Source organism: Pontixanthobacter sp. CEM42 (genome assembly GCF_017812015.1).
GTDB lineage: Bacteria > Pseudomonadota > Alphaproteobacteria > Sphingomonadales > Sphingomonadaceae > Pontixanthobacter.
Genome location: NZ_JADQTN010000001.1, coordinates 337,426 through 353,160, shown reverse-complemented (window position 1 = coordinate 353,160; position 15,735 = coordinate 337,426). Strand labels below are relative to the sequence as shown.

Below are 15,735 nucleotides of genomic sequence, written 5' to 3'. Positions count from 1 at the left end.
GAATGCGTATGGCATCCCGGGCATGTTCGAGTGAGTCAATTATGCGACAGTTCGTTATTCGCGGCTACCCATGAAGCGCAGCAGGAACAGGAACATATTGATGAACGCCATATAGAGGTGCAGCGCGCCGTAAATGGTGGTCTTCGCCATCATTTCAGTGTTGCCGCGAACCTGCGAATAGATGTTCTTCACTTCTTGCGTTTTGTAAGCTGTGAACGCTGCGAACAGCAGAACACCAACGCCGCTCATGACCATATCCATCAATGGTGATTGGAAGACGAACACGTTGAGCAGCATCGCTGCGAACAGCCCCCAGATGCCCATGATCAGGAAGGTCCCCCAGCCCGACATGTCTTTCTTCGTCGTGTAACCGTATAAGCTCAGGCCGGCGAATGCCGCCGCCGTTGCGAAGAATGTTTGGGCGATCGAGATCGGTGTATAGGCGATGAAGATCGTCGCAATCGATATTCCGACCGCAGTTGCATAGACCCAATAGGCTATCTGGGCGGACAATACCGACATCTTGAAGATACGAAATTGCAGCCACATCACCAGGATGAAGGGACCAGCCATCATTGCCCAACCAAACAGCGACGGGCTACCCGTCTCGAGGTTGAACATCGCAAACACAAGACCCGTTTCCGCGGTCAGTATCGACACGATACCAGTCAACAGAATTGCCGAAGCCATGTAATTGTATACACCGAGCATATATTTGCGCAGGCCTTCGTCATAGACCTCGCCCGTGCGCGGCACCGAGGCTCCGGTAAACGACTGCTGCTGAGATCGCTGAGTATCGTTCCAATCAGCCATTTCGATTCAAACTCCTTATTCCGGTGCCCCTATAGGCTCCGGCTCTGACAGCAATATCGGTGTTTATTCGTCATTTTTCAAGGGAAACCGGACATTCACTGCCGTTGATAATTAACCATTTTCTTGATTTTCACCCCGCGCAACCGCAGCCATCTCGGTTCCGCGATCTCTAGCGGCGCGCAAACATTCCGTCATTAGGACGTTCAAGGCATCACCTTGATCGAGCACATCCAACCCCTTTTGCGTCATTCCGCCGGGGCTAGCGACACGCTTGGCAAGTTCTTTCGGAGAATGCTCTGACGCCGCAGAAAGCGCTCCTGCCCCGTCAACCATCGCAACGGCGAGCCGCGCAGCCTGATCCAGCGGCAAGCCGAGACTGGCAGCACCCGCAGCAAGCGCATCGGTAAACCGATAAACGAAACCCGGGCCCGATCCGGCAAGCGCAGTGACCAGATCGAATTGACTTTCATCTTCGACCCATTCTGCGGTTCCGATATCGCTAGCCAGCCGGGTCACCGCATCTCGATGCTCATCCGAAAGATCTTTCGCGATCAACGCATTGGGTGATTTGCCAAGCGCCACAGCCAGATTAGGCATAAAGCGAACAATGCCAGCTGCACGTGGGAAACGCGCCGTGTAGCTCGCCAGTTCATTGCCCGCGAGGACCGAGATCAGCACCGTATCCGGACCCAAAATGGGTTCTAGACCCTCCGCAACATCATCAACCATATGCGGCTTCACGCCCAGCAAAACAGCATCGAAGTGCTCATTCGGCCACGTGTTATGGACCTTTAGACCATGCGCGACGTCGCTCTTGCGCGGATGATAGACTTCAAAGCGCGACGGATCGCTTCCAGCGGCAAGCCACCCTTCCACCATTGCACCGGTCATAGTGCCAAACCCAACGATTAGAATTTTGTCGAATGCCATATCAAGCCTCTTTGATGAGGCACTCAGCTAAGCCTCGCCAGACGTATCTACAAGAGCGCTTTCCAACGCGTCATCGGGCGACTTGTCGCCCCATAGAACGAACTGGAACGCGGGATAGAAGCGGTCGCATTCCTCAACAGCGGTTTCGACCAGCGCCTGCGCCTGATCGAGACTCAGCATTCCGTCCGCACCAAGCATCGCACCGTTGCGGTAAACCAGCACGCCGCCTTTGGACCAAACATCGAAATGGCCAAGCCATATCTGCTCGTTCACCATCGCCAACAGCTCGACAGCCGCCGCGCGTTTCTCCTTGGCGACCCGGACATCGGGCAAGCATAGCAATTGTAGGACATTGTCGTCCGTCCGCCAGATTGCACGCAATTGATATTTGGCCCAGCTGCCTTGAATTTCGCCCGAGATTTCTTCTTTGGATTCGGCCTTAAACGGCCATCCACGCGCCTCAAACAGCGCCGCCAGCATGTCTACCGGCGCAGCATCATCATTGGCTGACAAAGTGTGCGTGGTCGCTCTCATCGGGGGGTGCCGTTCAGCATGAGTGCTGAGATGCAGGTCTGCGCCAACAAGCGCAATCCGCTACCCATCCAGCGTTGGGGAGAAGTCATTTTGCTTGTTCAAAGCTTGTGTAAAAGCACTGTCACGCAGTCTGGATCAACCCGCAGGCAGGATCACAACTGGTCGATTTCCTGCCCCTCAGGGCTGGTGAAGGTGAAGCTGTCTACGCCATCTTCTTTCAGCGAATTCATAGCATTACGTGCTGCTCTGGCGCTGGAATAGGGGCCGGCAAGGAGACGGTTCGATTGTCCCCATGACGTAACATGGGGTGATAGATCACTCAGCACGTCGGGCGCCTTCCGGCTGATCCGCCGCCAATCGAATTTCAGCGCACCGCGATCACGGCCCGTTGCGACCTGTACCCAGAAACGGCGCGGATGATCCGGTTTCTTCGGCTCTGCCTTGGGTTCCGGTTTCTTAGCCACTTCGCGCGGTGGAGTAATCTTCGTGATGTCGACGCCGCCCGTCGTGGGCGTAGTCTTTTGCGAAGGCTCGGCAAAACTCGCGAACGCATCCGCGACACTTTTGGCTTCCTCAACCTCTTCGGCATTTGGCGTGATCGGTGACGTTCCAGCAGGTGCATCGGAGGTGACCACAGGATTATTGGCGACTTTCGCAAGATCAAAGCCCGGCGATGGCAGCGACGCAGCAGATGATGGTGCGGTGTCGACTTGCTCAATGGGCTGCGGGGTTGTGTCGGCTACTGAAGCAATTCTCGCTGATTGCGTGACTGCCGCTGCAGCAGGCTCCGCAACCGGTTCTGTTGGCGCCAACTCGGTAGACGTTCGGGCTACTTGTACTGGCGCTTCCGATGCTGGCGTTTCGACGATCACGTCCGGAACCTTTACCAAGGCGCGCGGCTCATCGGCAGAACTGTCGCGGCGGACTCTCACACGGCGCGGAGCAGTCGTCCGTGCGGACGGGTCCGACGCAGCGGCACGATCTGCTCTGGCTGCGCGGCGAATTTCCGCTTCAGTCAATTGCTGCACGTCAGCGCGTTCGACAGCGCTACGTCCACGATCTGGACGGCGCCGGGGACTGGTTGTGTCAACGCGCGGTCCAAGAGGCTCACCTTGCGGTGCCAACCGCGCATCAACATTGCGCGCGGCGGCGTTGTTGCCGGTATATTGCGCGATCTGCGGCGTATCACGGCCAATCTGTGCCGCACGCGGGAACGCGCCGAAATTCGCGGCAGCGGCTTGCTGGGCTTTAGTCAAACGCGGCATGTAGCGCAAATAAGGCGCGATACGGGCGGAGAGATTTTGCGGCATTACCGCTTCGGCAATGGCCACTGCTTCGGCTTCATCGCCCAGGATGGCCAAACCGAATGCCCGGGTTCGATAGGAGGCAAAGTCCTGTTTTTCGATAAGCGGCGCCAGCACAGCTTCAAACGCTCTTCGATCACCTGCTATCGCATGGCTCAACGCAAAACGTCTGCGCGTTTCTGCATCATCCTTTTGACCCAGAGCCTGCCGATAGAAACCCATCGCAGCCCTATTATCGCCGACCAGATCGTAGGCCAGCGCTCTATCACCCGCGAGCGAACCGGTGGACGCCCCCGCCGCTTGCGCCGCGTCGAAAAGAGCAAGTGCTTCTATCGGCCGCTGCTGCCGGACATAGGCACCGGCGAGCCCGACTTTCACGCGTGGATTTTCGGGCGAGAGTTCTTCTGCCCGGCCAAAAAAGCCGATTGCGGCATCGATGTCGCCAACGGCCAGCGAGGCTTCACCCGCTTCAATCAATGCACTCACATTGCGCGAATTGCGGGACAATCGGCGCAGTGCGGTGTTGAGACGTGTAACATCCGGCGATGGCAAAGGCTGCACAACGGGCTGGGAAACGGTGTTGGCTGACTGCTGAGCACTAAGCGGCGTGCCGATGACGCCACCAGCTAGCGCCATGCCGCACAACGCCAGCAATTTCGCTGTCGGGCGGCGACCGCTCGACAGCGCCGCGCGGTGCGTAGTCTTCATCGATAAAATTGCTGCCGAGGCTGGCATAGTTTCCGTTCCAACGGTGCGCCAGTAGGGGCGCAGTTCCAAATGATACGCGCAAATATGGGCGTATTTGGCTGAACCGCAACCGAACTGGCCGCCAGCCGGCCTGATGGTGCGATTACTGGTTGTTCTGGCGCCCAAGGAAACGCGGGATGTTGAGCGCGCCGCCATCATTGTCGTCGCCATCCTCATCTTCGTCCTCGGTTTCCTCTTCATCCGAGGAATGCGAGCCGCGCGACAGATTCGCCATGCGTTCAAACAATGTGCTTCCGGCACCGCCGCCACCAGAATCGCCACCTTCACCACCGGAGATTAGCCCACGGCGTCGTCCGGTTGGCGCTTGCACTGGCTCATCTTCGGCCGCCAATTTGTCGGCATTCAGCAGCAACTCGTCTTGATCAGAGGCCTCTTCGGGTTCCTCCGCAGGTTCAGCAGCAACGTCACCGCCTGCTTCCGCGGTTAGGTCCAGTGGCTCCTCGACAGCCGCCACTTCAGGGTCTTCACCCCAATCGGCGTCATCCGGCGTTTCTTCTGACTGAGCGTCCGCCACAAACCCGTCTCCATCGCCGGGGTTCGCATGCGCGCTGTCATCGGCAGGGTCGGCAATTTGTGCTTCTTCAGCCTCATATGGTTCAGGGATGTCTTGGCGCAAGCCAGCCAGTGGATCGACGATGCCGTCAACATCGCCATCGTCCCCAAGGTCTTCTTCTACTTCGTCGCTCAGGTCCAAGCCTGCGAAAGCCGCCGGTTGTGCTGCCGGAGCTTCTTCTTCGATTTCTTCATCTTCGGGAAGCTCGAGAACAGGACGTTTTGGTGCCCGCGATGCGCCAAGCGACAGCGAATGGGTTTCACCGCTGGCGTCAACCGCGCCAGCACCGGGTTCAATACCTGTCGCCACAACGGAGACGCGGATTTTGCCGTCGAGGTCAGGATTGAATGCCGAACCCCAAATGATGTTAGCGTCTTCATCGACCAGTTCGCGAATATGGTTCGCGGCTTCGTCAACTTCGAGAAGTTTCATATCCTCGCCGCCAATGATCGAAATGATGACGCCTTTCGCGCCTTGCATCGACACACCATCCAGCAGTGGATTGGCAATGGCCCGCTCTGCAGCTTCGAGTGCGCGGTTTTCACCCTCACCCTCGCCAGTGCCCATCATCGCCTTGCCCATTTCCTCCATCACTGATTTCACATCGGCGAAGTCGAGGTTGATAAGACCAGGCATGACCATCAGATCGGTGATTGAACGCACGCCCTGCTGGAGAACCTCATCCGCCAGCTGAAATGCTTCTTTGAAAGTGGTCTCAGCCTTAGCGACCAGGAACAGGTTCTGGTTCGGAATAACGATCAGCGTATCGACGTGCTTCTGCAGCTCCTCGATACCCGACTCCGCAGCACGCATCCGGCGCGTGCCCTCGAACAGAAACGGCTTGGTGACAACACCTACGGTCAACACACCCTTGCGCCGAGCAGCTTCGGCAATCACAGCCGCCGCACCGGTACCGGTGCCGCCGCCCATACCAGCCGCAATGAACAGCATATTCACGCCATCCAGCGCATCTTCGATTTCAGTGACGGTTTCCTCTGCCGCGGCCTTACCCACTTCGGGACGAGCACCCGCGCCAAGACCGCCCGTAATATCCGGACCGAGCTGGATGCGTGCATCGGTCGCCGCAGTGTTAAGCGCCTGCGCGTCGGTGTTGGCGACGATAAAGTCGACACCTTCGATCTCTGCTGCAATCATGTTGGCGATGGCATTGCCGCCCGCGCCGCCGACACCGATTACGGTGATCTTCGGGCGAAGCTCGTCAGATGCTGCGGGGCCAATATTGATGCTCATGGGGTGTCCCTCCAAGGGAAAGTGCGCAATTTAAAAGACTGGGGATTGGCTTGGCACAAAGCGATTCGGCGGTGAATCGGGAAATTCCGCTTATCCACAGTGGTTAACGTAAGGGTTTCCACTCAGAAATACTCTTTCACGGCCCGGAAGATGCGATTGACCATCGCCGATCCGCTCGGCTTGACTGTTTCCTGATAGGTTGGATCGATCGCACGAATGTCGACAGGATCGTCCGCTGCGTAAAGACACAGGCCCGAAAGCGTTGCAAAGCCGGGCGTCGCATGTGCCTCTGGCAAGCCGCGCAATGTCGGCGCTTTACCGATGCGAACGGGGCGACCCAAAGCGCTTTGGGTGAACTCTGCAATACCCGCCAACTCTGCACCGCCTCCGGTCAGCACAACCTGATTTCCGCGCGCGCCAGCAAAGCCCATCTCTTTGAGAGCTTTACCAATCTCATCGGTCAGCCGTGAGAGTTGCTCTGTGACTACTGAAACCAGTTCAGCTCTAGGGATGCGGTTTTTATCATCAGCACCGCGCGCAGTGGTTGTGACCGCTTCATCACCGGGACCGCCAATCGGGATCATCTCGCGGTGGTCGGTCGGGCTTGCAATGGCAGAGCCAGCGACACATTTGAGGCGCTCTGCCTGGAACCGGCGAATGCCAAAAGCAGATGCAATCGCGTCAGTAATATCGGCCGCGCCAAGCGGGATCGCCTTCAGACCCAGCAACATACCGGCTGCATAGAGAGACACATTGGTCACCTCCCCGCCAATTTCGATCAAGGCAGTGCCGAGTTCGCGTTCTTCGGGGCTGAGGCAGGCATGACCTGCCGCAATTGGGGCAGCGACAACACTTTCAACATCCAGATGGGCGTTTTGCACGGCTTCGATCAAATTCCGAACGGGTGCACCGTCAGCGAGCATTACGTGGACATCAACGCCCAAGCGTTCGGCGTGCAGGCCCTTCGGATTGGCGACACCATGCGCGCCATCCAGCGTATAGTGCGCGGGTTGTGCGTGCAGAACCATCCGGCCATCGGGCTGAATGCTATCACGCGCATGGAGCAGCAATTGCTCGATATCCTCTTCTTCGATCCGCCGTCCACCGATCTCGATTTCGACCTTGGCAATCTGACTGGCGAGGCCTGCGCCCGCACAGCCGATCCAGACGCTGGACACGCTGGTCCCGGCGTTTTTCTCTGCCCGCTCTACCGCATCACGGATCGCATAAGTCGCGGCTGCCATATCGGTGATGTAGCCGCGTTTGATCCCTTGACTGGCTCTATGCCCTGAGCCGAGCACAATCATCTCACCTGTTTCGGACAGACCCATGATCATGGCGGAAATGCGGAATGACCCAACATTGACCGCGCCAAAGACTTTACTGATCCGTGGAAGTGCCATCAGCTACCACCATTCATATCAAGCGTCTCGTCCGAGCGACCGGGGATACGCATGTAAATCCGCTCCGGTGCGCGCATATCGAAAGTCGCGACCTTGCCGCCGATCAACCGGCTTTTTCCGTCGAGCCGCGCAAACGCAACCAAGGCGCTCGATGCCTCTTTCTCACCTTGCGGCAGGGCAAGCACTTGGTCCGTCGCAAATGTAAGATTCCACCGGCGATTGCCGATCCATTCAGCCTTGCTGATCTGCGGTTTCAAGGCTGGCGCAGCGTCAAGCAGATCGGTCAACGCCGTCACCTGCTTCTTCGCGCCAGGGCCGGTGACAATCAGCATACCCTTGGCATTGGCCAGAGAGATCGGTTCTAGCTCTTCACCCGTCGGATCAATCAAAACGAGCCGATCAGCTTTTGCAAGCACCGCATGCGGTGTGCGCTCGACAATATCGATCACGAGGCGATCAGGCAGCTGACGTGATACGCGGGCATCTTTCACCCAGTTCAATTCCAGCAAATCGGCGCGAATGGATTCGAGATCAACCAGCGGCATGGGCTGATCCTGCTCGCCCAGAACCTTGTTGTAGATTTTAAGCTCATTCATCCGGTTAACGCCGGTGACACTGACATGCCGAACCTCAAATCCTGCCTTCGTGGCAAGACCTGCGATCTGCTGCTGCGCCATTGCCGGAACACCTGCGAGGCTCGCCACGAACCATGCAAGCGCAACTGCACCGCCAATGATGATGGCGAGGAAAACACGGTGCAATTGCTCTTCAGTGAAAGGCAGGATCGCCATTGCGGAATCCATCACCGAACTTGTGTGCGCCTTTGCTTTGCGCGCCGTGTTGGCGCGGCCTTTGGCGGCTGCAGAACGGCGCACGCCTTTTGCTTTGCGTTTAACAGTCGCCATGGGCGTTTCCTTTAGACCTCTTTACTTCGGCCACCCGAAGCGCTTCGGCGACAATGGCTTCCACCAGATCGCCGTAATTCATGCCGCAATATTTCGCCTGCTCGGGCACAAGGCTGAGCGGTGTCATGCCGGGCTGCGTGTTGGTTTCGAGGATAAACAGGCCTTGCTCGCCCTGCTCGTCATCCCAGCGGAAATCGGTGCGACTTGTGCCTTTACATCCGAGCACCTTATGCGCTCCCACGGCATAATCGAGGCATAGAGCCGTGATGTTGTCCGGAATATCGGCGGGACAGATATGATCGGTCATCCCGTCGGTATATTTCGCGTCAAAATCGTAGAAGCCCGATTTGGGCACAAGCTCGGTAACGGTCAGCGCCCGGGGGCCGTCTTCGCCATCGATCACCGCCGTGGTGAGTTCGCGCCCCTTGATAAAGGGTTCGGCCAGCAAGCTCTCAAACTGCTGCCACGGACCAACCGCATCACGCTGAATCGGATTACCATAATTGCTGTCGTCGGTGACAATCGCAACGCCGACGGACGAACCTTCATTGACCGGCTTGAGCACATAGGGGCGCGGCAGAGGGTCGCCTTCATACAGCTCTTCGCTCCGTACGATCCTACCGCCCGGCATCGGGATACCTGCGGGGACCAGCGCTTGCTTTGTCAGCTCTTTGTCAATCGCGATGACCGAGGTTGCGAGGCCAGAATGCGTGTAGGGAATACCCATTAGATCGAGCATGCCTTGCACCGTGCCATCCTCACCTGGCACGCCATGCAGTGCATTAAAAATTACATCCGGAGCAGCCTCGGCAATGCGCGCTGCAACTTGCCGGTCCATATCGATCCGCGTGACTGTATGGCCGCGTTCTTCGAGCGCGTCAGCGCAGCCCTCACCGCTCATAAGTGAGACAGGGCGTTCATTGGCCCAACCGCCCATAAGGACCGCAATATGGAGTTTGGGGAGAGTCATGCCCACACTCCGTTCGTGTCGAGCGAAGTCGAGACACTCGCGAGCCAAAGCCTCTCAATTGCACTCGTGCGGAACGGTTGAGTAAGAACACTCATGCCCGGCCCACCCGTTGGATTTCCCATTCAAGCTCGACACCCGAATGCACATATACACGGCGCCGGACTTCCTCGCCCAAGCCTTCAATGTCAGCGCTGGTCGCGTCACCCGTGTTGATCATGAAATTGGTGTGCTTCTCGCTGACCTGAGCGCCGCCCATCATCAGGCCGCGACAGCCAGCCGCATCGACCAATTGCCACGCTTTCTGACCGTCAGGATTTTTGAAAGTTGAGCCGCCTGTTTTGGTCCGAAGCGGCTGTGAATTCTCGCGCGCCTCGGCGATGCGGTCCATCTCTGCACCGATCTCCTTGGGATCACCTGGAGCGCCTTGGAAACGCGCCGATACGACCACCGCGCCATCAGGCAAAGCCGAGTGACGATAGGTGTATTGCAAATCGGCGGCAGGCAGTGTGACGAGCTCACCGCCCGGCAATATCACGTCGCAATCAATCAAAATGTCGGACACTTCGCGGCCATAGGCTCCGCCATTCATCCGTACGAAACCGCCGACAGTTCCGGGGATACCGCGCAGAAATTCAAGCCCAGCAATACCAGCATCACGCGCTGTCGAGGAGACCAGAATACCGCTGGCTCCGCCGCCGCATGACAGGATGCAATCGTCCAACGCCTCTGCTTTGGAGAACGGTTTGCCAAGCCGGATTACTATGCCGGGCACTCCGCCATCGCGAACAATCATGTTGGAGCCCAAACCAAGCGCCATAACCGGCAGTTGGCCATCCAAACGCTCCAGAAAATCGGTCAAATCATCAAGATCGGCAGGTTCAAACAGCCAATCGGCATGACCACCAGCTTTGAACCAGACCAGCTTCGCCAAAGGCGCATCGGCGGTCAGCTTACCGCGAATACCTTCAATCGGAACAGGAGCCGACACAGCGCCTTCAACCTCTGAAGAAGGCGCACCACCGCGATCATTCATCGCCCAATCATTGTGCTGCCGGAAGCTCACGAGCGCGCCGCCTCCACCGCATCAGCCAAGCCTGCGGCCCATTTGGTGATGTCACCCGCACCGAGGCAAACGACCAGATCGCCCTCCCCAACTTCGGCGGCCAGCGTTTTGGCAAGATCGCCTTGGTCAGCAATAGTCGCGGCGGAACGATGGCCTAGAGATTTCAGGCCCTCGACAAGCGAGTTAGAATTCACGCCCGCGATAGGATCTTCGCCAGCTTCATAGACCGGAGTCACATAGACCTGATCCGCATCGTTGAAGCAGCTTTGGAAGTCATCCATCAGATCATTCAGGCGTGTATAGCGGTGCGGCTGCATCACTGCGATCACGCGGCCTCCAGAGCCTGCAGTGACGCTTTCGCGCGCGGCGCCGAGCACGGCTTTGATCTCGACCGGATGGTGCGCATAATCATCGATGATCGTTGCGCCTGCGACATTGCCGACTTTGGTAAAGCGGCGGCGTACCCCGCCAAAGAGGCTGAAACCGCCAACGATCACATCATCGTCACAGCCCATTTCTATCGCGACTGCAATCGCAGCAAGCGCATTCTGGACATTGTGGCGGCCCGGCATCGGCAGCTTCACACCTTCGATCCGGCGATCTTCTTCCCCGCGTTGCCGGACGACGACATCGAACACATTTCCGCCATCGACCGGGCGGACATTCACGCCGCAAATATCGGCCTGGAGAGAAAAACCATAGGTAACCACGCGGCGATCGCGCACTTTACCGACCACGGCCTGAACCTCTGGGTGGTCGATGCACAGGATCGCTGCGCCGTAGAATGGGACGTTGTGAATGAACTCGACAAACGCGTCCTTCACTCCGTCAAAATCGCCATAATGATCGAGGTGCTCGGGATCGATATTGGTGACGACTGCAATCGTGCCGTCGAGCCGCAAGAAGCTGCCATCGCTTTCGTCCGCTTCGACAACCATCCAATCGCTATCGCCGAGCCGCGCGTTTGAGCCATATTGTTCGATGATACCGCCGTTGATCACCGTCGGATCAATATTGCCGCTATCGAGTAGCGCCGCGATCATGCTGGTGGTTGTCGTTTTGCCATGCGTTCCCGCGACTGCAACGGTGCTTTTTAGCCGCATCAATTCGGCGAGCATTTCCGCGCGGCGTACCACTGGTATCCGGTTCTCGAGAGCATGCGCCACTTCGGGATTGGTGCGCTTCACAGCGGTCGAAATGACGACGACTGCCGCGCCTTCGACATGCTCTTTTTCGTGACCGATGGACACCGCGATACCGCGCTCACGCAGACGCAAAACGCTCGGTCCTTCGGCCATATCGCTGCCTTGTACCGTATAGCCCAGATTGTGCATTACCTCGGCAATGCCGGACATACCGATGCCGCCAATGCCGACGAAATGGATTACCCCGATATCTGTGCCGACGCCCTTCATTCTGTCGCATCCTTCGTCGCGCCAGTGGGTACATGGGCGGTTTGCTTGGCGCCGCTGGTATTGTCTGCGCCGACACGGATGACGTCCATCATATCTGCGCCGTCAAAGCTCTCCATCAGATCGGCGAGGTCTTTGACCGCATCGGGCCTGCCGCAATTCCATGCCGCATGGGCGGCAGTGGCGAGCGTTTCGGGACGCTGCGCCAGCGCTAGTATCTGCTTACAGATATCCTTTGCCAGTTTTTGTAGGATATCCGCCTGAGCTACCCGGATCTTGTTGCCCTTGCTCTCGCCATAGTCGTCAGGATTCTTGACCGTCATCATTGGCTGGCGAATGGCACGGCCCCCGCCCGCTTTGGTCATCTCCCGCGTATTGGCGGTTTGATGATCGTCAGTCGCAATGGGAAGCGGGAGCAGGATCGCCGGTCGGCCAACCGCAGTCAGTTCTGCAATTGAAGACGCTCCTGCGCGCCCGATAAACAAATGAGCGTCAGCCAGACGCGCGGCCATATCTTCGAAATATGTACCGAGTTCTGCGGGAATATCGTACTGCTTGTACTTCTCTCGCACAGCGTCGAGATCTTCTGGACGGCACTGCTGCGTGATCTGCAAGCGTGAACGCAAGGCGGGTTGCAACATCGACAGCGCATCGGGAATGACTTCGGACAAAATGCGCGCGCCTTGACTTCCGCCGATCACAAGAATGCGCAGCAAGCCATCTTCGGTGAACGCCGGGAATGGCTGGTCGCGTAATTGCAGTACTTCAGGGCGCACTGGATTACCGACTAGATGGACTTTGCTCGAGTGCTTGTCCTTCAATCGTTTGATCTCGGGATAGGCCGTCGCAATTGCTTGGACTCGCCCAGCGAGCAGACGGTTTACCCGGCCGAGCACTGCATTTTGTTCGTGCACCAGACTGGGGATTTCTGCGGATGTTGAGGCGAGCAATGCAGGCAGTGCAGGATAACCACCGAAGCCGATCACGGCGCTTGGCTCAAAACTGTCGAACAGACGCAAAGCCATTTTGCGGCCTTCCATCACCGCGCGAAAGCCTTTTATCCAGTTGAGCGGGTTCTTGCCGAACCGGCCCGCTGGCAGGACATGCGCTGGCAGGAAATCTGGCTTACCCGGAATATTCGCGCCGCGTTCGTCCGTGATCAACGCGACATGATGGCCGCGCCGCTCCAATTCGGTCGCCAGCGCAAAAGCCGGGATCAGATGTCCGCCGGTTCCGCCTGCTGCCAAGACATAATGTTTGTTCGCGCCGCTCATTTGCGCCCAACTTTCTGAACTAAAGCGCCCTTTGCTGGCAAGATTGTGCGCAGCCCCGGGGTCTCGCGGGTCAAGAACGGGTTTCTGCGCGTAATCGCCAACAATAGGCCGACCGTAAGACCAACCGCAATGGTCGATGATCCACCATAGGACACCAGCGGCAAGGTCATACCCTTGGATGGGAATAGCTGCAGATTGACCAGAATATTGATGAATGCCTGCCCGACGATTTGCGTCACCAGCCCTGCCCCGGCGAGGAGCGCAAACAGGTTCTCTTCATCAGCCAGGCGCACCAGCACACGCGCGATGATCGCAAGGTAGAGGAACACAACCAGCGCACAAACGATCAAGCCAAACTCTTCACCAATGACGGAGAAGATATAGTCGGTATGCGCTTCTGGCAGATTGAGTTTGCGCACGCCGAGCCATAAACCGCTCCCGGTCCAACCGCCCGCGAGCAGTGTGCGTTGCGCCAGATCGACTTGGTCGAAAGCTGTGCCGCCACCGAGAAATGCATCAATTCGATTGCGAGCATTGTCATAGAGGAAATAGGTCGCGGTGAAGCCGGCTACGCCAATGCCGATTAGGGCGCCAATCCGCTGGATCGACACTCCCGACAGGAGCACCAGCACAAACCAAACACCGCCAAACAGCAGCGTCGCGCCAAGGTTTGGTTGAAGCATCAGAAGCACGCCCACGAAGCCCATCAGCCCGCTAACAATCGCCAAAACCGGCAGGTTCGGATCACGCAGACGCCAAGACAGGATCCATGCCAGCGCAATCGCAAAGCCCGGTTTCAAAAACTCGGATGGCTGGAAGCGCATCCCAAGGTTGATCCAGCGTTTTGCTCCGTTCACCTCGCTGCCAAGCACTGGCACTAGAATGAGCATGAATAGCGCACCGGCGGCCACCAGCACCCCTAGTCGCCGTGCGTTGTCACGCGACAGCATAGATGCGCCGATCAGGGTAACAATCCCGATGAACTGCCACTTCAGATGCGCCCAATAGAAATACAAATCGGGCAGCGTGACATCGATTGTCGAGAGCCGCCGCGCAGTTGCGGGCGATGCCGCGGCAACCGCAGCTGCGCCGAACGCCATCAGCAGGATAACCAAGAACAGCAGCACACGATCAATCTCGCGCCACCAGATTTTGAGTTCCGCTCGCTTTGAGCTTTGGAAACGTTCGGACGACACTATCCGTTCTCCAGCGCGCGGGATGTAAGGTTGAGAGGTATTCATGCCGCAGCATCTCCCTCGTGATCGGTCAGCATGTCGACGATTTGACGAAAATGCTCGCCGCGCCGTTCATAGTCGCGGAATTGATCGAAACTGGCGCAAGCTGGCGAGAGCAAGATGATATCCCCCGGCTTGGCAGCCTCCACCGCTCGTCGAGTGGCATCACACAGTAATTCGCAATTGCGGACCGGGACTTTCCCATCGAGCAATTCCTCGAACCGAGGCCCGGCCTCACCGATTGTATAGGCAGCCGCGACGTTGCCCAATTGGTCGGCACATTCGCCCAACCCGTCTTCTTTGGCGAGACCACCGACGATCCAGTGAATGCGCGCGTCGGGAGCCGGCGGAAACGCAGCGAGCGCAGGCGCAGTGGATGCTTGATTGGTCGCCTTGCTGTCATTGATAAACAGCACGCCGTTGTGCTCGCGGATGACTTCCATCCGGTGCGGCAGGCCTTTAAAGGTCTTGATAGCAGCTTCGATCATAGGCTCATTGAGGCCCAAATAACCTGCGGCTGACCTCGCCGCGGCGATATTCTGCCAATTGTGGGGACCCTGTAGTAAGGGCAACCCTCTCAATTTCTTGGGTAACTCACGACCTGAAATCCGAAGCAATTGCACAGCCCGCCGATCAGCGATGACGCGGGAAGTGTCGTCATCTGTGCCAACGACTGCCCATCCGCCGTCCTGCATCGTCAGCAAACGCTCTTTGCTGGCAGCATAGGCTTCAAAACCACTATAACGATCAAGGTGATCGGGAGTTACGTTAAGCAGAATTGCGACATCGCAAGCGAGACTTTGCGTCAAATCAATCTGATAGCTCGATAGTTCTAGGACATACGTACCGCCGCTGGGCAGCGGATCCTGCTCCATAATCGGAATGCCGATATTGCCGCCCATGAGCGATGGAACGCCGGCTGTTTTGAGGATGTGATCCACCAACGCAGTTGTCGTGCTCTTGCCGTTAGTGCCGGTAATCCCGACCACCTTGTGCGGCGGCAGGTTGTCGCGCGCCAAGGCGAACAATTCGATGTCGCCAATAATTGGGACGCCAAATTTGGCGGCATACTCGGCGATCGGATGCGTATTCAGCGGTACTCCGGGCGAGACAACCACACCGTCAAAACCGGTCAGATCAATGTCCAGCGGATCAGCAATTTCCGCGCGGCCTTCCAGCTTTTCGCGGGCAACATCCTGCCTGTCCCACGCCGTAATCTGCGCCCCGCTTGCGAGCAGCGCTTCTGCCGCGGCGAGGCCCGAGCGGGCGAGGCCGAGAATGGCATAGCGCTTGCCGTTAAAGGCGGGAGAGGTAATCATG

13 protein-coding genes are annotated in these 15,735 nt (G+C 57.7%); all 13 read right to left on the bottom strand.

Annotated features, from left to right (window positions below):
- Positions 1-54: 54 nt before the first annotated feature.
- The 13 genes from J9777_RS01605 to murD all read right to left on the bottom strand — a co-directional run bounded on the left by J9777_RS01605 (position 55) and on the right by murD (position 15,734).
- Positions 55-813 carry a Bax inhibitor-1/YccA family protein gene (locus J9777_RS01605; RefSeq protein WP_209347052.1) on the bottom strand — a complete coding sequence of 253 codons (759 nt, stop codon included), beginning with the start codon at positions 811-813 and terminating at the stop codon, positions 55-57.
- Between the two features lie 111 nt (positions 814-924).
- Entirely contained in the window at positions 925-1,743 is an 819-nt protein-coding gene (locus J9777_RS01600; RefSeq protein ID WP_209347051.1) for a pyrroline-5-carboxylate reductase dimerization domain-containing protein, read from the bottom strand.
- A 27-nt stretch (positions 1,744-1,770) separates the two neighbouring features.
- A complete protein-coding gene (locus J9777_RS01595) occupies positions 1,771-2,277 on the bottom strand; it encodes a YbjN domain-containing protein (RefSeq protein ID WP_209347050.1) in 507 nt (168 codons plus the stop codon).
- A gap of 152 nt (positions 2,278-2,429) precedes the next feature.
- Complete coding sequence (locus J9777_RS01590; protein WP_209347049.1) at positions 2,430-4,289, bottom strand: SPOR domain-containing protein; 1,860 nt, start codon at positions 4,287-4,289, stop codon at positions 2,430-2,432.
- Positions 4,290-4,431: 142 nt separating this feature from the next.
- A complete protein-coding gene (ftsZ, locus tag J9777_RS01585; RefSeq protein ID WP_209347048.1) occupies positions 4,432-6,153 on the bottom strand; it encodes a cell division protein FtsZ in 1,722 nt (573 codons plus the stop codon).
- 122 nt (positions 6,154-6,275) lie between these two features.
- Positions 6,276-7,556, bottom strand: coding sequence for a cell division protein FtsA (gene ftsA / locus J9777_RS01580; protein ID WP_209347047.1), 1,281 nt, complete (start codon positions 7,554-7,556; stop codon positions 6,276-6,278).
- Positions 7,556-8,461, bottom strand: coding sequence for an FtsQ-type POTRA domain-containing protein (locus J9777_RS01575; protein ID WP_209347046.1), 906 nt, complete (start codon positions 8,459-8,461; stop codon positions 7,556-7,558). Before J9777_RS01575 ends, ftsA begins: the two co-directional genes overlap by 1 nt.
- On the bottom strand, positions 8,448-9,431 hold the full coding sequence (locus tag J9777_RS01570) for a D-alanine--D-alanine ligase (RefSeq protein ID WP_209347045.1): 984 nt from the start codon (positions 9,429-9,431) through the stop codon (positions 8,448-8,450). Before J9777_RS01570 ends, J9777_RS01575 begins: the two co-directional genes overlap by 14 nt.
- A 91-nt stretch (positions 9,432-9,522) precedes the next feature.
- Positions 9,523-10,494, bottom strand: a complete 972-nt coding sequence (gene murB / locus J9777_RS01565; protein WP_348631907.1) for a UDP-N-acetylmuramate dehydrogenase — start codon at positions 10,492-10,494, stop codon at positions 9,523-9,525.
- Positions 10,491-11,909 (bottom strand): UDP-N-acetylmuramate--L-alanine ligase, encoded by a 1,419-nt coding sequence (murC, locus tag J9777_RS01560; protein WP_209347044.1) that lies wholly within the window; start codon positions 11,907-11,909, stop codon positions 10,491-10,493. The genes murB and murC overlap by 4 nt, the downstream gene beginning before the upstream one ends.
- Positions 11,906-13,180 (bottom strand): undecaprenyldiphospho-muramoylpentapeptide beta-N-acetylglucosaminyltransferase, encoded by a 1,275-nt coding sequence (gene murG / locus J9777_RS01555; protein ID WP_209347043.1) that lies wholly within the window; start codon positions 13,178-13,180, stop codon positions 11,906-11,908. Before murG ends, murC begins: the two co-directional genes overlap by 4 nt.
- Entirely contained in the window at positions 13,177-14,421 is a 1,245-nt protein-coding gene (locus tag J9777_RS01550) for a putative peptidoglycan glycosyltransferase FtsW (RefSeq protein ID WP_209347042.1), read from the bottom strand. The genes murG and J9777_RS01550 overlap by 4 nt, the downstream gene beginning before the upstream one ends.
- On the bottom strand, positions 14,418-15,734 hold the full coding sequence (gene murD / locus J9777_RS01545) for a UDP-N-acetylmuramoyl-L-alanine--D-glutamate ligase (RefSeq protein ID WP_209347041.1): 1,317 nt from the start codon (positions 15,732-15,734) through the stop codon (positions 14,418-14,420). Before murD ends, J9777_RS01550 begins: the two co-directional genes overlap by 4 nt.
- Between the last annotated feature and the right edge of the window lies 1 nt (position 15,735).